This is a genomic window from Desulfoluna sp. CYM3A (assembly GCF_056829965.1).
In genome coordinates this window covers 139,107-160,578 of the sequence record NZ_CP186556.1, presented here as the reverse complement: position 1 = coordinate 160,578, position 21,472 = coordinate 139,107, and the positions used below count along the sequence as shown (strand labels likewise).

General features: G+C 60.9%; 24 protein-coding genes and 2 pseudogenes. 11 read left to right on the top strand and 15 right to left on the bottom strand.

What is annotated here, in order from left to right; translation table 11 throughout:
* Window positions 1–197: 197 nt before the first annotated feature.
* A complete protein-coding gene (locus ACOYW1_RS00925; RefSeq protein ID WP_482421305.1) occupies window positions 198–1,931 on the bottom strand; it encodes a PHA/PHB synthase family protein in 1,734 nt (577 codons plus the stop codon).
* 227 nt (window positions 1,932–2,158) lie between these two features.
* Between ACOYW1_RS00925 and ACOYW1_RS00920 the strand changes: the two genes are divergently transcribed.
* From ACOYW1_RS00920 to ACOYW1_RS00870, 11 genes and pseudogenes are all read left to right on the top strand, one after another.
* Entirely contained in the window at window positions 2,159–2,995 is an 837-nt protein-coding gene (locus ACOYW1_RS00920; protein ID WP_482421304.1) for a phosphate ABC transporter substrate-binding protein, read from the top strand.
* Window positions 2,995–3,858: a PstC family ABC transporter permease gene (locus tag ACOYW1_RS00915; RefSeq protein ID WP_482421303.1), complete on the top strand. Its 864-nt coding sequence runs from the start codon at window positions 2,995–2,997 to the stop codon at window positions 3,856–3,858. Before ACOYW1_RS00920 ends, ACOYW1_RS00915 begins: the two co-directional genes overlap by 1 nt.
* Window positions 3,855–4,733: a PstA family ABC transporter permease gene (locus ACOYW1_RS00910; RefSeq protein WP_482421302.1), complete on the top strand. Its 879-nt coding sequence runs from the start codon at window positions 3,855–3,857 to the stop codon at window positions 4,731–4,733. The genes ACOYW1_RS00915 and ACOYW1_RS00910 overlap by 4 nt, the downstream gene beginning before the upstream one ends.
* Window positions 4,734–4,751: 18 nt before the next feature.
* Window positions 4,752–4,868 (top strand): annotated as a pseudogene (gene pstB, locus ACOYW1_RS00905) (phosphate ABC transporter ATP-binding protein); the annotation flags it as partial.
* A 97-nt stretch (window positions 4,869–4,965) separates the two neighbouring features.
* Entirely contained in the window at window positions 4,966–5,259 is a 294-nt protein-coding gene (locus ACOYW1_RS00900) for an ATP-binding cassette domain-containing protein (protein ID WP_482421301.1), read from the top strand.
* A gap of 396 nt (window positions 5,260–5,655) precedes the next feature.
* Window positions 5,656–6,624, top strand: a complete 969-nt coding sequence (locus ACOYW1_RS00895) for a flavodoxin family protein (RefSeq protein ID WP_482421300.1) — start codon at window positions 5,656–5,658, stop codon at window positions 6,622–6,624.
* 262 nt (window positions 6,625–6,886) lie between these two features.
* Window positions 6,887–7,327, top strand: a complete 441-nt coding sequence (locus ACOYW1_RS00890; RefSeq protein WP_482421299.1) for an FAD-dependent oxidoreductase — start codon at window positions 6,887–6,889, stop codon at window positions 7,325–7,327.
* Window positions 7,222–8,766: an FAD-dependent oxidoreductase gene (locus ACOYW1_RS00885; RefSeq protein WP_482423630.1), complete on the top strand. Its 1,545-nt coding sequence runs from the start codon at window positions 7,222–7,224 to the stop codon at window positions 8,764–8,766. Before ACOYW1_RS00890 ends, ACOYW1_RS00885 begins: the two co-directional genes overlap by 106 nt.
* A 59-nt stretch (window positions 8,767–8,825) precedes the next feature.
* A complete protein-coding gene (gene rd / locus ACOYW1_RS00880; protein WP_482414803.1) occupies window positions 8,826–8,984 on the top strand; it encodes a rubredoxin in 159 nt (52 codons plus the stop codon).
* Between the two features lie 112 nt (window positions 8,985–9,096).
* On the top strand, window positions 9,097–10,302 hold the full coding sequence (locus ACOYW1_RS00875) for an FprA family A-type flavoprotein (RefSeq protein WP_482421298.1): 1,206 nt from the start codon (window positions 9,097–9,099) through the stop codon (window positions 10,300–10,302).
* A 53-nt stretch (window positions 10,303–10,355) separates the two neighbouring features.
* Complete coding sequence (locus tag ACOYW1_RS00870) at window positions 10,356–11,045, top strand: DVU0298 family protein (RefSeq protein ID WP_482421297.1); 690 nt, start codon at window positions 10,356–10,358, stop codon at window positions 11,043–11,045.
* A 59-nt stretch (window positions 11,046–11,104) separates the two neighbouring features.
* Here ACOYW1_RS00870 and ACOYW1_RS00865 read toward each other — a convergent pair whose 3' ends face one another.
* The 14 genes and pseudogenes from ACOYW1_RS00865 to bioB all read right to left on the bottom strand — a co-directional run bounded on the left by ACOYW1_RS00865 (window position 11,105) and on the right by bioB (window position 21,407).
* Window positions 11,105–11,650 (bottom strand): hypothetical protein, encoded by a 546-nt coding sequence (locus ACOYW1_RS00865; RefSeq protein ID WP_482414800.1) that lies wholly within the window; start codon window positions 11,648–11,650, stop codon window positions 11,105–11,107.
* A gap of 685 nt (window positions 11,651–12,335) precedes the next feature.
* Window positions 12,336–13,760, bottom strand: coding sequence for a hypothetical protein (locus ACOYW1_RS00860; RefSeq protein WP_482414799.1), 1,425 nt, complete (start codon window positions 13,758–13,760; stop codon window positions 12,336–12,338).
* 38 nt (window positions 13,761–13,798) lie between these two features.
* Window positions 13,799–14,164, bottom strand: a complete 366-nt coding sequence (locus ACOYW1_RS00855; protein ID WP_482421296.1) for a hypothetical protein — start codon at window positions 14,162–14,164, stop codon at window positions 13,799–13,801.
* A 196-nt stretch (window positions 14,165–14,360) separates the two neighbouring features.
* Entirely contained in the window at window positions 14,361–15,329 is a 969-nt protein-coding gene (locus ACOYW1_RS00850; protein ID WP_482421295.1) for a hypothetical protein, read from the bottom strand.
* Window positions 15,330–15,853: 524 nt separating this feature from the next.
* Window positions 15,854–16,456, bottom strand: coding sequence for an aminotransferase class I/II-fold pyridoxal phosphate-dependent enzyme (locus ACOYW1_RS00845; protein WP_482421294.1), 603 nt, complete (start codon window positions 16,454–16,456; stop codon window positions 15,854–15,856).
* The gene (locus ACOYW1_RS00840; protein ID WP_482421293.1) at window positions 16,414–16,983 is read right to left on the bottom strand and encodes an aminotransferase class I/II-fold pyridoxal phosphate-dependent enzyme; all 570 of its coding nucleotides are present in this window, start codon (window positions 16,981–16,983) and stop codon (window positions 16,414–16,416) included. Before ACOYW1_RS00840 ends, ACOYW1_RS00845 begins: the two co-directional genes overlap by 43 nt.
* Complete coding sequence (locus ACOYW1_RS00835) at window positions 16,965–17,156, bottom strand: hypothetical protein (protein WP_482421292.1); 192 nt, start codon at window positions 17,154–17,156, stop codon at window positions 16,965–16,967. The genes ACOYW1_RS00840 and ACOYW1_RS00835 overlap by 19 nt, the downstream gene beginning before the upstream one ends.
* A 226-nt stretch (window positions 17,157–17,382) precedes the next feature.
* Entirely contained in the window at window positions 17,383–17,943 is a 561-nt protein-coding gene (locus ACOYW1_RS00830) for a hypothetical protein (RefSeq protein WP_482421291.1), read from the bottom strand.
* A pseudogene (locus ACOYW1_RS00825) lies at window positions 17,933–18,559 on the bottom strand (beta-ketoacyl synthase N-terminal-like domain-containing protein); the annotation flags it as partial. The gene ACOYW1_RS00830 and the pseudogene ACOYW1_RS00825, both read right to left, overlap by 11 nt.
* Before the next feature lie 40 nt (window positions 18,560–18,599).
* Window positions 18,600–18,971, bottom strand: a complete 372-nt coding sequence (locus tag ACOYW1_RS00820) for an acyl carrier protein (protein ID WP_482414794.1) — start codon at window positions 18,969–18,971, stop codon at window positions 18,600–18,602.
* A gap of 448 nt (window positions 18,972–19,419) precedes the next feature.
* The gene (locus tag ACOYW1_RS00815) at window positions 19,420–20,151 is read right to left on the bottom strand and encodes an SDR family NAD(P)-dependent oxidoreductase (protein ID WP_482421290.1); all 732 of its coding nucleotides are present in this window, start codon (window positions 20,149–20,151) and stop codon (window positions 19,420–19,422) included.
* Window positions 20,148–20,435, bottom strand: coding sequence for an ApeI family dehydratase (locus tag ACOYW1_RS00810; protein ID WP_180137096.1), 288 nt, complete (start codon window positions 20,433–20,435; stop codon window positions 20,148–20,150). The genes ACOYW1_RS00815 and ACOYW1_RS00810 overlap by 4 nt, the downstream gene beginning before the upstream one ends.
* Window positions 20,435–20,650 (bottom strand): hypothetical protein, encoded by a 216-nt coding sequence (locus ACOYW1_RS00805; RefSeq protein ID WP_482421289.1) that lies wholly within the window; start codon window positions 20,648–20,650, stop codon window positions 20,435–20,437. The genes ACOYW1_RS00810 and ACOYW1_RS00805 overlap by 1 nt, the downstream gene beginning before the upstream one ends.
* A gap of 16 nt (window positions 20,651–20,666) precedes the next feature.
* Window positions 20,667–21,407: a biotin synthase BioB gene (bioB, locus tag ACOYW1_RS00800; protein WP_482421288.1), complete on the bottom strand. Its 741-nt coding sequence runs from the start codon at window positions 21,405–21,407 to the stop codon at window positions 20,667–20,669.
* Window positions 21,408–21,472 lie beyond the last annotated feature (65 nt).

Below are 21,472 nucleotides of genomic sequence, written 5' to 3'. Positions count from 1 at the left end.
GAGGCTTTGTGGTGAATGCGTGGAGGTCGTTGTGATCCACAGCCCCTGTTACGGGCGTAGCCCGTCAGCGAATGTGATCGGCCTGAGGAACGAAGGCCGGGAGCATTCGCGACCCTGGGGTCAAGGGGCTCAGCCCCTTGCCGCCGGAGGCCTGCTTTTTCCACTCACGTTACCATAGAAGGTATGTACGCCCATGACTACCGTCCGAACACGTATCGTCCCGGGGCGGGGCAGCCTTCTCCCGTGCCTGTAAACCGGCCCATGGGCGGGGGAGTCCCCTTTTTCCCGGACCCTGCCAGGAGCCACCGCTGCCAGTCGATCCACCAGGAGCCTTCCTTCACCGGGGTGTCGTGGTACCAGTGGCCCGGGGGCATGTAGCGCTGTCCTTCCCTGATGGTGGCGATGCGGTATCTGCGGCCGGGATGTCCGGGCTCGCTGACGATGCCTGCGTTGTGGCCGCCCCGGGTGAGGACAAAGGTGACGGAGCGGGCGTCCGAAGAGAGGTGGAACTTGTAGACCGAGGTCCAGGGGGCCACGTGATCCTGCTCCGTGGCCACGAGGAAGACCGGTTCATGGATATCGCTGATCACCACCGGGCGTCCTTTGACTTGAAAGCGCCCCTCGGAAAAGTCGTTGTTCAGGAACAGGTCCCGAAGGTAACGGCAGTGCATGCGGCTCGGCATGCGTGTGGCGTCGGCGTTCCAGGTCATCAAATCGTTTAAGGGCTCGCGCCTGCCCATGAGGTAGCGGGTCACCCAGGTACCCCAGATGAGGTCGTAAGCCCTGAGCATCTGAAAGGCGGCGGCCATCTGCCCGGTATCCAGGTAGCCCTGAAAGTGAATGATGTCCTCCAGGAAACTCAACTGGGCATGGCCAATGAAGAGCATCAGCTCCCCGGCCTCGCTGAAGTCGGTCTGGGCGGCAAGGAGGGTGAGGCTTTTTAGGCGGTCGTCCCCATCCCGTGCCATGGCCGAGGCAGCCATGGCAAGGACGGTGCCCCCCAGGCAGTAACCCACGGCATGGGCCTTTTTGCCTGGGATCACCTCCTCTATCTTGTCCACGGCCTCCATAACCCCCAGCTCGATATAGTCCTCCAGGTCGGTCTCCCGGTCCTCGTACCCCGGGTTCTTCCAGGAAACCATGAACACGGTGTGTCCCTGGTCCACCAGGTATTTCACCATGGAGTTTTCCGGGGAGAGATCGAGGATGTAGTACTTCATGATCCAGGCCGGGATGATGAGCACGGGGTTGTCCACAACCTCCCCGGTGGCGGGGCGGTACTGGATGAGCTCCATGAGGCGGTTGCGGTAGATGACCTCTCCGGGGGTGACGGCCAGGTCCCTGCCCACCTCCAGCGCGGGTTCGTCCCGGGGCACGGGCCAGCCCCAGAGGCGCAGCATGTCCTCCGCCCAGAAAAGCCCCCCACGGGCAAGGTTGGCTCCCCCCTCTTCCGCGGTGAGGCGCATGAGCTCCGGGTTGGTCCACAGGTGATTGCAGGGAGAAAAAAAGGCCAGCATCTCCCGGCCGAGAAAGGAGATAAACGCCTTGTGCCTCGGCTTCATGCCCGGCACATCCGTGGCATAGGACTCCCACCACCGGCAGCCCTTCTCGTAGATCACGCGCATGGAGAGGTAGGGTTCCGACTCCCAGGCAGGATCGTCGCATCGGCAGCGCGATCGGTCCCGATCCGAAAGCTCCGTGGCATCGGCCGGGGGACGTGATCTTTCATCTAAGGCCTCGGCGGCCAGCTCCCAGAACCGGAGCCACAACGTGGCCTGGGTCCCGGGTGAATTGGCCAGGTGGAGGAGCCAGTCGCTGAAGGCCAGGCCCGTGGCCACCGGTGAAAAATTCATGGTCCAGCGCCCCTGGATGGCATGCCAGAGGCTGTCCAGCTCATGGAAGGGTCGGGATTCGACTCTCTCTTGCGTCATCGGGTTACCCCCTGATGTCAGGATACGGCGCGCCGCCTTGTGGTCAGCGGCGAGGCCGGGTCCACAGGCACCGGGATGGTCATGGATCTTGTCTATACGAAGGGGAGGTTGTATTGAATCAATCGATTTGAGGAAGAGGGGCGCTTGTGGTAGCTGAATCTCTCACCCTTTATAGTACTATGACGCATACGGAAAAACCATCACTGAAACGCCAAAGGAGGCGACCCGTGAAACGTGGCATCTTTATCCTTGCGGCCCTTCTGGCCTGGACCCTTTCTCCGCTGACAACCGACGTCCAGGCAGACAACTGGAATGCTTTTGCCCCCTTGAAAGGAGAACTTGCCATCTCCGGCGGCACAGCCCACATCCCCGTCATGAAAACCCTGTCCACCGAGATCATGAAGGCCGCTCCGGCCGTGCGGATCTCCATTGCAGGCGGCGGCTCCGGCCTCGGCATCAAGCAGGTGGGCGAAGGCATCGTAACCATCGGCAACTCGGGCAGGTCCCCGAAACCCAACGAGATCAAAAAATACGGCCTGGTCCTCCACCGGTGGGCCGTGGATGGCGTGGCCGTGGCCGTGCACCCGGACAACCCGGTCCGCGCCCTCACCAGCGATCAGCTTCGGGCCATCTACGCCGGTACCCTCGCCAACTGGAAGGAGCTGGGCGGCCCGGACCGTGCCATCAACCTCTACACCCGAGACGCCTCCAGCGGCACCCGGTCGGTCTTCTGGAAAAAGGCCCTGGGCAAGGGGGAGATCCACCCCAGAGCCAACTTCGTCAAGTCCAACGGCGCCATGAAAAGCGCCCTTTCAGGAGACCCCTACGGCATCGGCTACCTCTCCGTGGGCCACCTGGACGCCTCTGTGGCAGGCCTTGCCATTGACGGCACCGCCCCCACCCTGGCCAACGTGAAATCCGGCGCCTACCCCATTGCCCGGGGTCTTTACAGCAACACCAAAGGGGAAGCAACGGGCCTTGCCAAGGCGTTCATCGACGCCCTCTACTCCCCCCGAGGCCAGGAGATCATTGCCGCCAAAGGCTTTATTCCGGTGAAGGGGTAATGACACCACGCCGGAGAGCCCACGAGCTCATCGGTGAAAAGGCGGCCACCGGGGCCGCCTTCATCACCATGGGCCTGACCCTTGCCATCTTCGGGTTCATGGGCTGGCTGGCGTTGCCCCTTCTGAAAACCGAGGCCCTGTCCACCCTGCTGGCCCCGATCTGGCAGCCGGACCAGGGCCGCTTCGGCATCCTTCCCATGGTGGGAGGCACCCTGGCCGTTGCCCTTCCCGCAACGCTCCTGGCCTTTCCCATGAGCCTTGGGTTTGCCTGCTTTGCCACCCACCTGGCCCCTGTTCGCCTTCGCAAGGTCCTCAAGGCCCTGGCCGGTTTCATGACCGGCATCCCCACGGTGGTCTACGGTTTTTCTGCCGTCTTTCTCCTGGTGCCCCTCATCCGGCAGCTGGGGGAGCGGGGCTCCGGCTTCTCGGTGGTGGCCGCCGTCCTCGTGCTGGCCCTGCTCATCAGCCCCACCATGATCCTCATCCTCATCACCGCCTTTGATGCCGTGCCCCGGGCGTGGCTGCGCAGCTTTGCGGCCATGGGCGCCACCCCGGAAGAGACCGTGTGGACCCTTCTTCTGCCCCAGGCCTCCCGGGCCATGGCAGGGGCCCTGCTTCTGGGCCTGGGCCGGGCCGCCGGGGACACCCTCATCGCCCTGATGCTGGCGGGCAACGCCGTGCTGGCACCCACCGACCCCCTGGGACCGGCCCGTACCCTCACCAGCCATATCGCCCTGGTCATGGCCGCGGACTTCGACAGCCCGGAGTTCCGCTCGGTCTTTGCCTGCGGCCTGTTGCTCTACCTGTTGGTCTTTGTCCTCACCCTGCTGGTGAGGCGGCTCTCCCGGGGGCCGGAAGCATGAGCCGTCTCAAACGAGCCCTTTTATACGGATTCGCCCTCGTGGCCACCCTGGCCCTTGTGGGCGGAGCGGGCTGCTTTCTGGGGTACATCGTCCTCAAGGGGTTGCCTGCCCTGAAGGTGTCCCTCATCTTCGGAGACGTGCCCCCCTGGGAGGCCCTCACCCTTGCCACCCGCGTCTTTGACGGGCTCTTCCCGGCCATCTGCGGCACCCTCTGCCTGGTGCTCCTGGCCGTGGCCCTTGCCCTTCCGGCAGGGGTCCTCACCGGCATCTGGCTCTGCCACTTCGGCACCCCTAAGGCCAAAGCAGCCCTTTCCCTGTGCATCGACACCCTGGCCGGGGTTCCGTCCATCGTGGTGGGGCTCTTCGGGTTCTCCTTTGCCGTCCTTCTCCACAAAATCAGCAACGGCCGCCTCGGACCGGGGCTGTGCGTGGCCGCCCTCAGCCTTGCGGTGCTGGTCCTTCCGGGCATCGTGCGAAACACCCAGCTGGCCCTGGCAGCCATCGGACCGGATACCCGGCGGGCCGTCGAGGCCATGGGGGCCACCCAAGTCCAGGCCATCTACAGGGTCTACCTGCCCATGGCCGCTCCGGGTATTTTTCGGGGGGCTATCCTGGCCCTGGGACGATGTGCCGAAGACACCGCCGCCATCATGCTCACCGGGGTGGTGGCCTCGGCCGGGGTTCCCTACGCCCTCTTCGGGCGATTCGAGGCCCTCTCCTTTACCGTCTTTACCATCGCCTCGGAGTATTCAGGCCCTGAGGAGCTTGCCAGGGGCTACGGCGCCGCCCTGATCCTCCTGCTGCTCTGTGCCGGGCTTTTCGGCCTCTCCGCATGGATCGCCAAGCGCCTTGGCACCGAACCCTCCAACACATAAGAAAGCCGCAGACGCCCCATGAAACTAACCATCCGCGACCTCTCCTTTTACTATGGTCCCCATACCATCCTGGACAACGTCTCCATGGACGTCCCCGAGGGATCCCTTACGGCCGTCACCGGCCCCTCCGGGGAAGGAAAATCCACCCTGCTTTCCGTCATCAACCGCCTCTGGTCCGCCGAAGAGGGGCAGGGCCAAGGGCTCGGCCAGGGCCAGCTTTGCCGACGGAGAGGTGAACCTGCTGGGCCGCGGCCTCGACCTGCCCGCCCTGAGGCGCAAAGCGGCCATGGTCTTCCAGGCCCCGACGCCCCTTCCCTTTACCATCTTCAAGAATGCCGCCCTGCCCCTCTCCTTTGCAGGAATCGAAACGAAGAGGTCCGCGAGTGAACGTGCCCTGACCCGGGCAGGGCTCTGGGAAGAGGTCAAGGAGCGTCTGCACACCCCGGCGACACACCTCTCCGGAGGCCAGCAGCAACGCCCTGGCCCGGGCCCTGGTCACCGAGCCGGAGATCCTCCTTCTGGATGAGCCCACCTCCGCCCTGGACTCACAAAGCCGGGACCACATCGAGGCCCAGCTCCTGGCCCTCAAAGGAGACTGCACCATCCTGCTGGTGTCCCACTCCGATGCCCAGGTCGCCCGCCTGGCTGATCGGGTCTACCGGCTCACCGGGGGGCAGCTGGCGTTGTGCACGGAATCCAGGGAAATCCGGTGAGCCCGCCGTACCGGGACGGGTCGGCCATTTTTACAGAACCGCCTTGAAAATGCCTCACCGACTGCTATAATAACACAAACGCTTTATCGCACTGATTCCACGGCAAATAAACGCCAGCGCCCGTCGTATCCCGCCCCTTACGCCAAGGGCATGTTCGCCCTCGCCGGGATCCGGGCTTCTCTTTCATCACCAAAAGAAGGAATCGCCAGATGTTAGCAGTGGGTCTGCAGGGAAGCCCTAGAAAAGGGGGCAACAACAACCACACCCTGGGTCTCTTCCTCAACCGTCTGAAACATCGTGGCTTTCAGACCGAGACCCTTCCCATTCCTCAAATGAAATTCGCGTTCTGCATCGGCTGCGGATCGTGTGAAAAAAGCGGCTGGTGTATCTTTGAAGATGACTACGCCCTGAAAATCGCCCCCCTGATCCGCCGGGCCGAGGTGATCGTCATGGCCTCACCGGTTTACTTTTACGGGCCGTCCGGCCAGTTGAAATCGGCCATGGACCGGGGCCAGATGTTCTGGTCGCGCAAGTACCGGCTCAAGCTGAGCGACCCCGGCAAGAAAAGACGCCGGGGCTATATCCTCTCTTCGGCCGCCACCCACGGGGACGACCTCTTCACCGCCTTTGTCCTCAACTCCCGCTACTTTTTCGATGCCATCGACGCCACCTACGCAGGGGCCCTCACCTTTCGCGGTGCCGAAGGCAAGGGTGCCCTTGCCGAGCGCTCCGACACCGAAAAAAGGGTCCACGCAGCCGCCGACCTCGCCGCAGGTCCCCTGTTCCCCCCGAAACACCACCTTCTTTTCGTGTGCAAGGACGGTGCAGTTAAAAGCCGCATTGCCTGGGCCGTTGCCATGTCCCTTTCGCCATCCACCACCTGGGTGAGCCACGCAGGCACCGAGCCCGCACCCCAGCTCAAGGCCCGATGCGATGCCTGGATGGAACGAAGGAAAACGGACATCCGGTACATCCCTGTTTTCGCCCTCCAGGAGACCCTGGAGACCTTTTCCCCCACCCTCACGGTGGACATGGACGGCTCCCTTAACGACAACCCGGCGATAACCGCCGATATTACCTGGGACCTGCCTTCTGCACCTCCGGAAAACGACGACGAAGCCCTGGCCCTCATCCGCCAGGTGGAAACCAGGGTCCGCAAACTCCTGCCGACCCTTTAAACCCGCAACCACGGGTGTCTCACACGGAGAATGAGACAATTTGACCCATTCGGGAGGTCCTGATACAGAAGGATCCATCCCGGCAACAGGCCGATAAAGCATGCACCGGCCCGAAACCAACGTAAAACCGGCACTTTTTGGTTTTACCAAAAATTTTTGGCACACAAGAAAATGTCTTCAGTGAAATCCCCATGAGCCGCCCCGCTTCACCATCCAGGGGCCCCCGGTGCGTAACGCGCCCAACTGAGACAACGGACACATCATGCAACGATACCTGATCATCGGAAGCGGCATCGCCGGAATGACCGCAGCGGAAACGATTCGGGACAACGATCCCGCCGGCAGCATCACCATGGTGACCGACGAAGAGGCTCCTTTTTACAACCGTATTCGCCTATGCGACTACATCTCGGGGGACCTCCCCGAGACAGAGCTCCCCGGGGTGGACCCGGAGTGGTACGCCGCCCACAGGATCGACCTGACCACGGGCACACGCATCACGCACCTCGACCCCGACAGCCGCACGGCCCTAACGGAAGAGGGCACGACCATCGGCTGGGACAAGGTATCCAGGCTGGGCCCGGAGGGCGCCCCCACATCCCGGACATCGAGGGAGTTCGGAAAAAAGGAGTCGTTACCCTGCGCAGCATTGAGGATGCACGGCGAATCCTTGCCCGCGCCCCGGAGGTCAACAATGTGGTGATCATCGGCGGCGGGCTCCTGGGCCTTGAAGCAGGGCACGCCCTGATCAAACGGGGGAAGAAGGTGACGGTTCTGGAGTATGCCCACCGGATCCTCCCGAGGCAGCTCGACGCAAAGGGCGCCGAACTGCTCATGGAAAAAATGGTGGCACAGGGATTTCAGTTTCACACTGGCACGGCGGCCAGAGAGATCACCGGCCAGCAGCAGGTCACGGGGGTCATCACCTCCTCGGGCACCCTGGTCCCGGCGGACATGGTCCTGATCTCCGCCGGCATCCGGCCGGTCTCAGACATTGCCGAGGCATCGGGGCTCCCCTCACAGCAGGGGATTCCTGTTAACGAGGCCATGGAGACCCCCCTTGACGGGGTCTACGCTGCCGGAGACTGCGCCCTTTTCAACGGCACCGTCCACGGCATCTGGTCCACGGGCCTTGCCCAGGGGCGCATCGCAGGCCTTAACATGAGCGGCCAGGCGGCCAGCTACCGAGAGCCTGCCTTTGCCACCATGCTCAAGGTCACGGGAATCTACCTTGCATCGGTGGGAAGCGTGGACGCCGAAGGCACCGAAGAGTCCATCATCCGAAGCGATGAATGCACGTATAAAAAAATTGTTTTCCAGCAGGGATGCCTGACGGGATGCCAGATGGTGGGAAACATCGACCATTTTAACGAGATACAAACACTCCTTGCCGGGGCTCACCCCTTGAGCCCATCTGAGCGAAGCGACGTGGAGCGAAAACTGAACGGAAACAAAGGAGCAAAAGCAGAAATGAAAACGTTTGTCTGTACGGTATGCGGTTATGTCCACGAAGGAAACACTCCCCCTGAAGCCTGCCCCCAGTGCGGCGTTCCTTCCGACAAATTCAAGGAAGTTGCCGAAGAGAAGGCGACCGCCAAGTGGGGATGCACCGTCTGCGGTTACATCCACGAAGGGGATGTGCCCCCGGACCACTGTCCCCAGTGCAAGGCCCCCAAGGAGAAATTCAAGGAGCAGGGCGCCGGCGGCACCCTGGCCTGGGCCGACGAACACGTCATCGGCGTGGCCAAAGGGGTGGACCCCGAAATCATCGAAGGGCTCCGCGCCAACTTCACCGGAGAGTGCACCGAAGTGGGCATGTACCTCGCCATGAGCCGTCAGGCCGATCGGGAGGGCTACCCGGAAGTGGCCGAAGCCTACAAACGCATCGCCTTTGAAGAGGCGGAGCACGCGGCCAAATTCGCAGAGCTCCTGGGCGAGGTGGTGGCGGCGGACACCCGCACCAACCTTCAGGTTCGCGTGGATGCCGAGCACGGAGCCTGCCAGGGCAAAAAAGACCTTGCCACCCGGGCCAAACAGCTCAACCTGGATGCCATCCACGACACCGTTCACGAGATGTGCAAGGATGAAGCAAGACACGGCCAGGCCTTTGCCGGGCTTTTGAAACGCTATTTTGACAAATAACAGACGTTTTTTTTTTAAACCGAACCACACCCAACCAACAACCCAAGTGAGGTGATCCGATGAAAAAGTACGAGTGCACGGTATGCGGTTATATCTACGACCCGGAAGAGGGAGACGCCGAAAACGGAATTGAGGCAGGAACCGCCTTTGAAGATCTTCCCGAAGACTGGCTCTGCCCCGTCTGCGGTGTGGGAAAATCTGAGTTTGAAGAAGTGTAACAGGTAACACCCCGGGAGTGATCCCCGGGTATCCTCAACCCGGATTCCCTCGGCCATGTTCGCACGGGGATCCGGGTTTTCCATCCGGAAACAAAAAGGACGACAGCAAGCCATGAGACCACTTAAAATCGCCGAAGGCATCTACGATGTGGGTGTCAAGGATTGGAACATCAGAGACTTTCACGGGTACTCCACCTACATGGGGACCACCTACAACGCCTTTCTTATCGTCGATGACGACAAGGTGGTGCTCATCGACACGGTCAAGGAACCCTTCACCCATCAGTTCATGGAGAACATCCGCAAGATCATCGATCCCAAGCGAATCGATATGATCATCAGCAACCATGCGGAGATGGATCACTCCGGCGCCCTGCCCCGGGTACTTCACCTCATCGGAGAAGAGACCCCGGTCTACTGCTCCAAAATGGGAGAGAAAGCCCTTTCCGCCCACTTCAACGGTAAAAAGATCAACCTGAACGTGGTCAAACCGGGCACGGAGCTCAAACTGGGCAAGCGCACCTTGAGCTTCATCGAAACCCGCATGCTCCACTGGCCGGACAGCATGTTCACCTACCTTAAAGAGGACGGCATCCTCTTTTCCAGCGACGCCTTCGGCCAGCACTACGCGTCCCACGAAAACTTTGATGACGAAATGGGCGAAGGGCTCTTCGAGCATGCCAAAAAGTATTTTGCCAACATCCTCCTGCCCTTTGCCCCCAGGGTGGAAAAGCTCCTGGAATCCATTGAGTCCATGGATCTGCCCCTCAACATGATCTGCCCGGACCATGGAATCCTCTGGCGGAAAAACCCGGAGATGATTCTGGACCGCTACGCCTCCTGGGCCCGTCAGGAGAACAGAGAGAAGGTGATCGTCATGTACGACACCATGTGGAACTCCACGGAAAAAATGGCCCGCAAAATCGTGGACGGCACCCGCTCCACCGGTGTCGAGGTCATCCCCATGAGCGTCCGCAACTGGCACCGAAGCGATATCATGACCGAACTCATGGACGCCAGGGCCCTGGTGGTGGGATCTCCCACCCTCAACAACGGGATCTTCCCCACCCTCTGCGATGTTCTGTCTTACATGAAAGGCCTCAAGCCCAAGGGCAAACTCGGGGCTGCCTTTGGTTCCTACGGCTGGAGCGGCGAAGCGGTGAAGCTCCTCAACAACGAGCTGGACACCATGGGATTCGAGCGCATCGACGACGGCCTGCGCACCCTCTACGTTCCCGACCCCGAGGCCTTGAAGGCGTGCTTTGACTACGGTGTCCTCATCGGCGAGACCGTCAAGGCCAAAAGCGCCGAATCATGATCCGCTCGCCTTCGGCGGCCTCGCCGGAGGGGAAGCCTTTTCGAGGAGGTCCCATGACCGACAACGACACCCCCGGTGGACGGGAGATCAAACGCACCCTTCGCACCCTCCTTCTGGAAGGCACGCACGAAAACGTCAAGACGGAACTCCTCAGCCACCCATTAAGGCGACTGGTGAGCCCCCTCATCGGCTTATTCTGTGATCGACAGGAGGAGATCAGATGGCGGGCCGTAACCTCCCTGGGGATGGTTACCGATGCCCTGGCAGGGGAAAATCTGGAAGAGGCGCGTGTGGTGATGCGCCGCCTGATGTGGACCTTAAACGACGAGTCCGGGGGGATCGGATGGGGAGCGCCCGAGGCCATGGGAGAGATCACGGCCGTCAACCGGCTGCTCGCCGGTGAGTACCACCGTATCCTCTGCTCTTATGTCAGTGAAGAGGGGAACTTCCTGGAACACGAAATCCTTCAACGCGGGGCCCTCTGGGGGCTCTGCAGGCTCGCCGAAGCAGACCCTGAAAAGGTGAGGCCTGCCCTGGCCGATGTCAGGGGCCACCTCCGCTCCACGGACCCCGTCAAGCAAGGCCTTGCCCTGCTCTTTGCCGCCCGCACGGGAGATGAGGAGGCGCGGCCCCAAGCCCAAGGGCTGGTGGGATCTTCCCACCCCTTTACCCTCTACACCGGCTGGCACCTGACAACCACCACGGTGGGCGATGAAGCACGGAAACTCCTAAGCGCCACCTGACGTCCCCTTTGAAAGATCAATACAAAAAAGCCCCAGGCAAAAGCCGGGGCTTTTTTTCGTTACGCAAATGAGCGCTTGAACAGCTCGTCAATGGCGGCCTTGCCTTCATCGGAAAGGTTCCGGGTCCCGGTGCCGCAGAAGGTGTCCTGGGTGATGACGGGGGTGTCCAGGGCCCAGCGGTTCTCTTTCCAGGTGTACCACTGGTTCTTGTCCTGATCGAAAACGCTGACGGGGCGGTTGAAGAATTTGCCGAGCTCCACGGCCCATCCGGTGCCGCCTTTGACGGTGTTGTCGTCCTGGATCCAGCCAATGGCAAGAACCTGGCAGCCTTTATTCACCATGTGAAAGATCACCTGGAAGACCTTGCGGATCTTGTCGGCCTGGGCGTAGCGTCGTCCCATGCGGGCAGAGACGATCTCCATGCTGACATCGCCCTTTTTGAGGGTCTCTTCGGAGAGGATCTCCACGTTCACCTCACGGGTCAGGGTCTGCCCTTCAAAGGCGTAGGTGGTCTCGGTGATTCCGTATTTTTCTGCCTGCTCGCCGAATGCCGCTTCAGCCCCTTTCAGGCCGCCGCTGAAAAAATGTTTCTTTACCTGAGTCATAATTTGGGTTTCCTTATGTGTATAGACGGTTACGGTTTGGGCTCATGCAGTCATTCACAAAACAGATCTCAGGATCTGCCCAAAGGGGTGATCCCCCATGACGCCGTGCCCTGTTGCCCCTGCCACACCATCTCTTCCGGCATGCAAAACGCACCCCGCGGCTTTCCCGCAAAGGGCCCCCCGACGAATCTGATGCCGTGTCTTCCGGTGCCGCACAATCCATGCAGAAACCCGTCACACGCAGCATACACAATCCGCCCTTCAGCTTCTTCCAAGGCCGTCATACAGAACTCACTTTACGTCTCTGGGCAAAGGTATCGATCCGGATTGGATGAAAGAAAATCACATGAAGAGATTCAGAAGGAACAAACGAGCGGGATAATTATATCAATAATGCATAAAAAGCAACACCTTTCCACAGAGAAAAAGAAGCAAATGCGCAACGGCAACTCATTAGGCAAAGAAAGGAGTTCCCGGTAAACACCCACGGGCCTGTGGAGACACACCGCCTGCCGTACCCCGGCTCCCAAAACGAAAAATCCGGCTGAGCCCACGGAGCTCAACCGGCCGGAGACCTTGTGGTCCCTTTTTCAGGGAACACCACCTGGACAGGACATCAAAAAAGCCCGGTCCCGTTCCCACGCCACCGGCCCCACAACAAAGATCCGACGGGTCAGCACACATTTTACGGGAAATAATTCGGGTCCTGCCCAAAATAGGAAAACCCGGTGACATTGGGGTCATTCTGGTAAACCTTCTGAAGGGAGGCCGGGTACTGGGACGTTGCGGCCGACGGCTCGATGCCGTTCCACCAGTTATGCAGGGAGGTGTTGATGGACTCGCCCTTGTACTGGAACGAGCAGGCAATTCGCTCGCTGTAGCCCCCCACAAGCTGGTACCCGAAATGGGGGCTGTTCCGGTCCAGGCCGATACGGATAAAAAAGCCCGAATGCTGGGCATTGCTCAAGGGGTTGTCCGGCACGGCGTCCACCCACGATTTTCCGTTGGGATTCTTGTAGTTTCGGGACAGGCTGAACTGATCCACGAGGGACATCATGGTGTCCCGTTGATAGATGGCGGGAATGGGGGTCGAGTTAAACTCCTCCCCGAGGTCCGAACCGGCCAGGCTGTTGCCGTCCCCCCCGGTCTGCAGGGCGATCTGCCGGGCCTGGTGAGGCAGCTTGGGGCTATAGATCCCCGTGGCCCGTTTGTAATCAAAGGAGAGGTCGCCTTGCAGGTCGTTGGTTCCCACGATGATGTCCGTCAGCTTTCGGTTGGCCGAGGCAATGTTGTCGTACTTGAGCCGTATCACCAGCCCGTTGATGCGGACCGGCTCGTCCGGGCTGATCCCCATCCTCAGGTTGTCCACGGAAAAATCCCAGTCCAGGTAGTTCCGGTTGCGATAGGGACGGGTGGAAAAGAGCCCGTTTGCGTTGTTGTCCCCTTGCGCCCCGTCCACCCAGCTGTGGGATGGGGCGATGTCCAGAACTTTTTTGTACTTGTACTTGTACAGGTAGTTGTCGTCGTCCACGTAGGGCACATAGACAGTCTCCAAAGAGAGGTCCTTGTCCTCCCCCTTGTGCAGGGTGTACTCCGTGGCCACCTCCCAGGGGGAGTAGATCTTTTGCGAGTCCTCGGTGACCCAGGGGTTCATGACCACCCTGAACCGCTTGCTCTCCCAGGGGGTGTTGTCGTGTGCCGGCACATCGCCGGGATGCCACTCAATCCGGGGGTCACCGTTTTCAAACAGGTGATGATAGGAAACGGGGACCGACCAGGGAATGTATTTTCTCACATAATCCCCCGGGTTCAGGCCTTTTCGGGTGGTGAGCTCGGCCGGAGACTTGTAGTAGTACCCCAGGCGCACCCTGTCCGTTTCCTGATAGACCTCCAGGTACGTGTCCATAAAGATCCGCACCGTGTCCCGCTCGATATCAACCGAGATGGGGCTGGTCTGGGCCGTGATGTCGGACAGGGCACCGTCGCTCATGGGACGTACCGCGCCATGTGCTAGGCGCACCGTTCCTGCCCATGCACAGAACCACGCCAGGGCAAGCACACATGCCAGGGTACGCCGGAAGCTCTCACGCCTGTGGTTTTCACACCCCATGGACCTTCTCCTTTTACGCTCAAGGGCCTCAATCGCGGTCAATGATCCGGTACCCATCTCGCACCGGAACCGGGATACTCCGGTTCGTAGATATGCCAGAAGTCGTAGGTTACCCCGTCCGGCATGATCTTCTTGATATCGTAGAGGTCCCACCGCCCCCCCGTGGGATTCGACGGGTTGCCCAGCTTGCTTAAAAAGTCGAGTTGACCCCGCCCGATGGGGTCCCAGTCCGCCTGGTTGGAGGGAAGGCCGTTGGGATTCATCTCATCGGGCATCTTGCCCGCCTCGTAAAGATAGTAGTGGCGAACCCAGTTGTTGGAATCCGACCTGTCGATGTTCTGTTCCGTAATGGCGTACATCTCTTTTCGACCGGGAATCTCCAGGTAGGTCTTCTTGGCACGCATGCCGTCCAGGATCGCCCCATGCTGGGGCCGAACTGGTTATCGCCCTTGCCAGCGGATGTCCGACGAACCCCTGGAGGTCCTCCACCCGCACCGAGCCGTGGCGCGGCCAGTTGATGGCGATAAAACTCCGCTCGTCGTAAACAGACTCGGCCAGACCCGTGCGGGTAGAAGCTTCTTTGTAATTCCGCCCTGTTCTTCACCTGGATGGTAATCGGACGTTCCGGTATCTCGATGTCATTGGCCATGCTCTGATTGTGGATCTGGTAATCGTTGTCCAGCTTGCCGGGGTCATCGAAATTATTACCGTAATGACGTCCGCCTCGGTCATCTGGCCGTGGTCCAGTACCAGCTTCCGTCCGGAGATGCGGTCGGCAAAATCGATCTGGTTGATGTTCCCGTTGAGCATAAACCCGTCGTACATGTTGTGATAACCGGGTCCCCCCGTATACGGGGACCTCACCAGATTACGCGAGAGCATGACGTGGTCCGGGTTGTAGTCGCTGCCGAAAAAGCCATCCGGGTCGTAGGTGCTGTCCAGGTACTCCGACGGGGCGTCGCTGGCGAAGTAGTCTTTGTCCATGTCCCCCCACCTGTTGTACTGGACATGGAGCTCCTGGCTGAAGCTCTCGCGCATGTGAATCCCCGAGGCCCTCAGGTTGACGAAGGTCTCCCCGCCGATCTCCCGGGAGATGGTGACCTCGTCGATGGTGGTCTTGCTCCGGAGTTCCAGGGCAATGCCCTCCCCTTCGACGTAGCCGTCTATGGTTCCGATGGGGTAGAGGGTCACCCGCTGGCCCAGGTTCTTCACACCGGTCATGGACAGAAGCCCGGTGTCCGCACCCAGCACCCCGGACACAATGCGATCACCGACGTCCTCTCCCATGTCCGTGTACGACCCGATGGCGGAAAAATTGAGATTGCTACTGCTGGACCCCACCGTGAAGGGCTCCTCGCCGTTGTCCATGGAGATCACCACCGCCGTCACCCCCCGGGCCTCGGCCGGAGGGGTAAAGTCACTCCCCTTGTTGATTTCGTATGGGTCCGTGCGTTTGTGCTTGTAGTACCAGTCGATGCCCAGGCCGATCATGCCCGCTTCCCCTTTCCGGACCTTGGCCGTGTCCTTGATGAACCACTGCCGCTGTGGGGCAACATATTTGCACAGCAATGGAGATATCTCCATCTGTGCGGTATACTCCCATGGAGGTGAACTCAAGGTAGTGGTCCGGCTTGTTCTGGTCATCGGGCACAAACCTTGAGCTGCCGCCGGTACTCTCCACCACAAGGTTGTCGAACCCCAGGTTCACCCCGGTCCTGGCTTCAACCCCGCCCAGCTCCCACTCCTTCATAGGCTTTGGGGCTGCCACAGCCCCTGCCGCACCAAAGGCACATAAAAAAAAGGCACAGACGATATAGTGACGGAAATCCCGGGCGGAAAAAGCCATGCCGTCCTCCCTGGCTGGGACTGGTCCCTGGGGTTATCATGTGACCACGCCGGCAACACGCCGAGCGGATGGCCACGGATTCGTTATTCGCACCGTGTTATTTATAGTGAACATTGTTACCATTTTGACAAAACAAAATCAATCCTTTTCCGGTAACTGGCAAATTCACTTAAAGAGGAACGGGCAACAAAACACAACCTAAGCAGCCCCATGGCCCGGCAGCCCAGGCCCTTGAGACGTATCCGGGCTAACGGTCCAATGCGGCCAGTGCGTCGGAAAAATCTTCCAGGTCTTTTTCGGTGTGGTTGGCTGTCAGGCTCAGGCGAATAATGGCCTGGCCCATGGGAACGGTGGGAAAACGGGCGGTAAAGGCAAAATACCCCTGGTCAAAAAGCTTTGTCACCAGCTCCTGGGCACGCTCTTCGCTGCCGATCTGAACGGCAAGGATGTGGGCATCGCCGCAGACGGTAAACCCTCGGTCGGTGAGGAGCCGGGTCAGCTTCCGGCTGAGATAAGAAAGGCGCTCCCTCCGGTCATCGCCCCGCTCCACCTCCGACAGCACGGCCAGGGCGGTAACGGCGTGGGCTTCGGGAAGGGCCGTGGTATAGATAAGGGGGGAGGCAAAATTGAAGAGATACTCCCGATACAGGGAGGGCAGCAGCACAAAGGCCCCGAAAAGCCCCATGGCCTTGCCGAAGGTACCTAAAGCCACGTCAGCCACACCCCGGGCGATGCCCCGTCCTCCGATGCCCATGGCGCCGTAAGCGTGGGCCTCGTCCACCACCGTCAGAAACCCGAGCTCCTCTTTCAGATCGGAAAGCTCGGCCAGAGGCGGTGTGTCCCCGTCCATGCTGAAGATAGGGTTCGCGCCCCGGGCTGGCCCGAGGCGCTCTTCAGCCTTTTTTCCAGATGCCCCATGCTGTTGTGGCGAAAGCCTCTGAACGGGGCGGACCCCAGCTGCATACCTTTGACGGTGCTGGCGTGGACATGCTTGTCAAACAAAAGGGTCTCCTCCGGCCCGAAAAGGGTGGAGAGGATGGCCAGGTTGGCCTGGTACCCGGAAGGGAAAAAAACAGCGTCCTCGTAGCCGAAATAGTCGGCATAGGCTTTTTCCGCCTCACGGATGGCCGAACCGTTGCCCGACACAAGCCGTGAGGACGACGAGGAGGTGCCGTAGCGGGAAAACGCCTCTGCGGCCTTGGTGCGAAGGGCCTCGCAGCGCCCCAGGCCGAGGTAGTCGTTGGAAGCAAAGTTAACAAGGGTACGCCCGTCCACCGTCACCGTGCGCCCGTCCCCGCCCTCCACCACAGGCGGATTGCGGTAAAGCCCCTTCTCTTTCTGGAGGGCCAGTTTCTGTCTCAAGCGCGTGTCAAACATTGAAAAATCTCCTGATAGTGAGGGCTGAGGCGGGCGGCCTCGAAACGGTCGTCATAGGGGGTGGTGCCGATGAGAAGGGAGGCCGTGACGGTCTCGCCCCCAACCTCCGCCGACACCTGGTAGGCCCGGGCATCGGTGGCCGATCCCGTAAGGACAGCGGTGAGGGGTACCACCCCTGTCCCCGCCGGGGCAACGAAAAAGGTATTCGAGTCACCTTCATGAGAAAGGCCTGGCGGGAAAAATCGGTAAGATGCCGCACGTGATAAGCGGCGCACTGGGCCATGGCCTCCAGAAGCCCATGGGGCTCGCCGCCCAGTTCTGCGGAGTCCGCCGTCATGGATTTCTCCTCCACGGACGAAATCCGGGAGAGCATCAAAAAAGGGGTCTCAAGAACCTGGGTCATGGTTGCCACCTGCGCACCACCAGGGCGCTGTTCTGGCCGCCGAAGCCGAAGTTTTCAAACAAAAGGGTCGAAACCCCGTCGGCGCTTCGAGGGCCCGTTACAATATCCAGGGACGGGTCCAGAGGATCGGTGAGGTTGGGGTTGGAGGGCAGCACACCGCTCTTCAGGGCGGCCAGCATCACGGCCAGCTCCACGGCCCCACAGGCCGAGGCCAGATGGCCCAGCCACGCCTTGGGGGCCAGGATGGCCGGTTTCCGGGACGTAAAAACCCGCTTGAAGAGGTCTGCCTCCATGCGATCGTTGAGGTCGGTGGCCGTGCCGTGGGCCGACACCACGTCCACCTCCTCGGGCAGCAGAAACGCCTCGTCCAGGGCCAGGCGAACCGCCTTCTCCGCCCAGGCTACCGAAGGATCCGGGCATGTTGTAGCCGTCCAGGGAAGAGCCGAACCCCAGGACCTCGGCGTGGATCTCGGCCCCCCGCCGCCTGGCGTGCTCCAGCTCTTCAAAGAGGAAAAACGCCCCGCCTTCTCCGGGCAAAAAGCCCTTTCGGATGGCATCAAAGGGAGCGTACTCCGTGGACGGATCGCTGTTGGATGGGCGGGGCCGGGCCATGCCGTAGGCCAAAAGCCCGCCCCGGTTGATCCGGGAATCACCGCCCCCTGCAAGGGCCGTGTCCAGATACCCGTCGCGGATCTTTCGGTACGCCTCCCCAAGGGCTGTCAATGACGCGGCGCAGGCGCTGCCGCAGGTGTGGTTCTCCCCGTGAATGCCGGTGAGGCGGGAGATGGCCGATGCCGCCGTGTTGGGAAGAAAACGGAGCATCCACAAGGCAGAGAGCCCCTCCTCGGAGATCTCGCCATGGTCGATCCTGGCAAACTCCTCCCCCACATCAAAGTTGGGCCCGCTCCCGCAGAACAGACCGGTGTCGGCCCGCTGCTTCTCGGAAAGCCCGGACGCCTCCATGGCCGCTGCAGCCGATGCCACGGCAAACTGCGCCCCACGGTTGAGGTACCGGCCGGCCTTGAAACGCCCGGTGTACGCCTTGAGATCAAAGCCCTCCACCGGCGCCGCCCAGAGCCCCTCCTCCCCGGTAAACACAAACCGGGGCGCCCCAACGGAAAGCCTCTCTCCAATCTCTTCCGGTGTCGCCCCCAGGGATGAAACCACCCCCATGGACGTCACCACCACACGCCTGCGCATGAAGACTCCTTAATTATGCAGCATCACTGCGCCAGGAGACGTAATCAGCGATGTCTTTTACCTTGAGGACGGGGCCGCCGTCCTGATCTGCCAGGATCTCGTCCACGCGGGACGCGGTGAGGTAGGGGTATTTTTCCATGAGGTAGGCCCGGGTGTCGGTGACGTGGTCCCCAGGCTCGCTCAGGTAGACCCGCAGGGTTTTCAGGAAGACCTCGTCGTCGTTGACATCGATGTTGAACTCGGAGCTCAGGCTCACGGCCAGCTCCAGCAAATCAATGGACTCCACGTCCAGGTCCCGGAACAGATAGGTCTCGAATCCGATGCGCTCTTCGTCCACGTCCAGGATATCGGCCAGGGTGGCCTGGATTTTTTCAAAAACAGTCATGGGCTCAGTATCACTCCACATATAAGAGAATAAAGATTCAGCTTGCCTCCGGCGGCCCTGCCGGGGGCTAAACTTTTGAAAAGTTTAACAAACAGATTTTAAAAAACACATGTGGGCCAATTTTATTCAAAAGTGAGTATGATTGGCCCCCGCAGCTTGCTTTCAAAGTGTTTACGCCATAGGCAGTGCGGTTAAATCCATACTGGGCAAGTAGCGACAACGTATCCTGTTGCTTCGAAGCGTGTGAGCCAACCCGCACAAACCATCAGCGTTCATGTCGGGCGAAGCCCGAGCCGAAGGCCATTGCGCTTTGCCCTGAGGCACGAAGGGCAAAGCGCAATGGCAATCAGCTTTCGAGGTGTTTTCGCTATTGTGGCTTCGCCACCCTCGCCGCCGGAGGCTTGTTTTTTGCTCCCGACTTTAACCATAGAAGGCACGCTTTAAGGCCCTACTTGCACGCGGTGAGGCCGCCGTCCATGGTGACCACGGTGGCGTTGATGGGGCGTGCGGCGTCGGAGAGCAAAAAGAGAAGTGTCTCGGCCACCTCGGCGGGGGTGGCGGCGCGTCCCAGGGGGACCCGTTGCCGGATCCGGTCTCCGTGTGTCTCCAGGTAATCGGTGCCGCGGCCTGCCGACACGTAGCCAGGCCGCAGGATGACGCTGGTGATCGCCCCTTTGGCCAGCTCGATGCCCGCGCCCCGGTAGAGGGATTCGCAGGCCTGCTTGGAGGCGGCGTAAAACCCCTGGCCGCCGTTCTGGAGGGCAGCGGCCGTGGAGGAGACGTAGAGCATGCGGCCGAAGCGGCCTGCCATCATGCGACGTGAGGCCCACTTCACAAGGGCTGCGCGGCAGGTGACGTTCTCCTGCATGTAGCGCCCCACAGCCGCCACATCGGCCGTGGCCACGAGGCTTTCGAAGTTGCCGTGGGCAAAGTCCACCAGGTAGTCGGGGCCGCCGTCTTGGAACAGGGCATCCAGCGTTGAAAACCCATCGGGCTCCAGGGCGTCTTGAAGGTCGAACGCGCAGGGCGTGCCGCCTGCATTACGAATCTTTTGTTCCCCTTCCGTTGACCTGAAGGTGGACACAGGCCGAAGGCCGGCCCCTGCAAGGAAGGGAATCAGAGAGAGAGCCATGTCGCAGCTCCCCCCCACGATCAATACGGTTTGTCCGGAAAACGTCATGGCAGCACCATCTCTCCGGTCACGGCCGGAGCCTCATCGGTGAACAGGGTGCAGGTTGCCCGCCCCTTTTCGCAACGGACCGTATACCGATACTCCCCGGGCGGGACAAACACCCTGAACCTGAAATTTTTTGCTGCAACAGGGGCGTGCCCCTCGTCCCTGAGGCGATGATAAAACGCTTCCACCACAAGACTCCCGGGTACCACAGGGTTGCCGGGAAAGTGGCCCTTGTACAGAGGGTCTGAGCCGTCGAACCGGAAGAGTCCGGACAGGACGGCTTCCATTACACCTCTCCCACGATGAGCCCGGCGTCGGCCACCATCTTGAGGTCGTCGTCAAGGGAGCGCCCGGCCGTGGTGAGATAGTTGCCCACCATGAGGCCGTCGGCACCGGCGGGAAAGAGCCAGGACTGAAAATCCCGGAGGGTCACCTCACGACCGCCGCAGACGGTGATGCGCTTTTCAGGGGCGATGAGCCGGAACAGGGCCACGGACTTCAAGGCGTCCAGTCCCGCATCAGGTCCATATGCGGGTACCGGGCACCGGGGTCAGGAAATTCATGGGTATGGTATCGGCATTGAGTGTCCTCAGGGTCAGGGCCAGCTCTACGCGCTGAGCCCAGCTCTCGCCCATGCCCAGGATTCCGCCGGAGCAGACGCCGAAGCCCATCTCAGCGGCCAGCTGGACCGTCTCGATGTCCTCGTCGTAGGTGTGGGTGGTGCAGATGGCGTCGAAGTGGCTGCGGGAGGTCTCCAGGTTGTGATGATACCGCCCCATGCCGCTTGACCGCAGGCGCTCGCCCCGCTTGGCGTCCAGCATGCCCAAAGAGCCGCAGATGGCAAGGTCTGTCTCTTTTCTCAGACGCTCGGTTACCCGGCAGACCCGATCGATCTCGGCGTCGTTCAGGCTGTGTCCGCTGGTGACGATGCCGAAGCGGGTGGCCCCGGCACGGGCCATGGCATGGCCCCGCTCCACCAGGGTCTCCTCGTCCATGAGGGGATAGATGTCCACCCCGGTGTCGTGGCTGGAGGACTGGGCGCAGAAGGCGCAGTCCTGAGAGCATTTGCCCGATTTGGCGTTGACGATGGAGCAGAGGAACACCGTGTCTCCCCGATTCTGGGAGCACCTCACCCGGGCGGCTTCAAACAGGAGAAAGAGGGATTCATGCCCGGCTTCGGACAGAAGCAGGGCCTCTTCCTCCCCTACCTGGTAGGAGGGGTCGGCAATGAGTTGGCGTATCAGTTCATGGGTATGCATGGTGGCGTGTCGCTTTCCTTGAATAAAAAGCCCCGCAAAAAACCGTCTCGGTTGCGCATACTGCC

Coding starts and splice junctions, on each gene's coding strand:
- ACOYW1_RS00925 (WP_482421305.1), bottom strand. CDS start 1,931: ATGACGCAAGAGAGAGTCGAATCCCGACCCTTCCATGAGCTGGACAGC.
- ACOYW1_RS00915 (WP_482421303.1), top strand. CDS start 2,995: ATGACACCACGCCGGAGAGCCCACGAGCTCATCGGTGAAAAGGCGGCC.
- ACOYW1_RS00910 (WP_482421302.1), top strand. CDS start 3,855: ATGAGCCGTCTCAAACGAGCCCTTTTATACGGATTCGCCCTCGTGGCC.
- ACOYW1_RS00895 (WP_482421300.1), top strand. CDS start 5,656: ATGTTAGCAGTGGGTCTGCAGGGAAGCCCTAGAAAAGGGGGCAACAAC.
- ACOYW1_RS00890 (WP_482421299.1), top strand. CDS start 6,887: ATGCAACGATACCTGATCATCGGAAGCGGCATCGCCGGAATGACCGCA.
- rd (WP_482414803.1), top strand. CDS start 8,826: ATGAAAAAGTACGAGTGCACGGTATGCGGTTATATCTACGACCCGGAA.
- ACOYW1_RS00875 (WP_482421298.1), top strand. CDS start 9,097: ATGAGACCACTTAAAATCGCCGAAGGCATCTACGATGTGGGTGTCAAG.
- ACOYW1_RS00870 (WP_482421297.1), top strand. CDS start 10,356: ATGACCGACAACGACACCCCCGGTGGACGGGAGATCAAACGCACCCTT.
- ACOYW1_RS00865 (WP_482414800.1), bottom strand. CDS start 11,650: ATGACTCAGGTAAAGAAACATTTTTTCAGCGGCGGCCTGAAAGGGGCT.
- ACOYW1_RS00860 (WP_482414799.1), bottom strand. CDS start 13,760: ATGGGGTGTGAAAACCACAGGCGTGAGAGCTTCCGGCGTACCCTGGCA.
- ACOYW1_RS00855 (WP_482421296.1), bottom strand. CDS start 14,164: ATGCGTGCCAAGAAGACCTACCTGGAGATTCCCGGTCGAAAAGAGATG.
- ACOYW1_RS00845 (WP_482421294.1), bottom strand. CDS start 16,456: ATGGACGGGGACACACCGCCTCTGGCCGAGCTTTCCGATCTGAAAGAG.
- ACOYW1_RS00840 (WP_482421293.1), bottom strand. CDS start 16,983: ATGTTTGACACGCGCTTGAGACAGAAACTGGCCCTCCAGAAAGAGAAG.
- ACOYW1_RS00830 (WP_482421291.1), bottom strand. CDS start 17,943: ATGCCATCCGAAAGGGCTTTTTGCCCGGAGAAGGCGGGGCGTTTTTCC.
- ACOYW1_RS00820 (WP_482414794.1), bottom strand. CDS start 18,971: ATGACTGTTTTTGAAAAAATCCAGGCCACCCTGGCCGATATCCTGGAC.
- ACOYW1_RS00815 (WP_482421290.1), bottom strand. CDS start 20,151: ATGACGTTTTCCGGACAAACCGTATTGATCGTGGGGGGGAGCTGCGAC.
- ACOYW1_RS00810 (WP_180137096.1), bottom strand. CDS start 20,435: ATGGAAGCCGTCCTGTCCGGACTCTTCCGGTTCGACGGCTCAGACCCT.
- bioB (WP_482421288.1), bottom strand. CDS start 21,407: ATGCATACCCATGAACTGATACGCCAACTCATTGCCGACCCCTCCTAC.